Origin of the sequence: Paeniglutamicibacter sp. MACA_103 (assembly GCF_045798555.1) — a bacterium.
In the GTDB taxonomy this organism is placed as follows: domain Bacteria; phylum Actinomycetota; class Actinomycetes; order Actinomycetales; family Micrococcaceae; genus Paeniglutamicibacter.
In genome coordinates this window covers 1-201 of the sequence record NZ_JBIXLN010000147.1, presented here as the reverse complement: position 1 = coordinate 201, position 201 = coordinate 1, and the positions used below count along the sequence as shown (strand labels likewise).

Here is a 201-nt window from a genome sequence, read left to right as displayed (position 1 = left end):
GAGAGGCCCCCAGCAGACCACTGGGTTGATAGGCGGGACGTGGAAGCGAGGACCAAAGACTCGTGAAGCCGACCCGTACTAATAGGCCGACAACTTAAACCACAAACACCACACCACCCCGCAGGGGTGGTTGGCAAGAAACGCTGCGTCCACTATACGGTCCCGAAACAACAACCCAACTTGTTTTTCGCGGATACAACA

Annotated in this window: 1 rRNA gene; it reads left to right on the top strand. The window is 55.7% G+C overall.

The annotated features are described in order from the left end of the window. Positions 1 to 103: ribosomal RNA gene (locus ACIPVK_RS21910) — 23S ribosomal RNA — on the top strand; the annotation flags it as partial. Positions 104 to 201 lie beyond the last annotated feature (98 nt).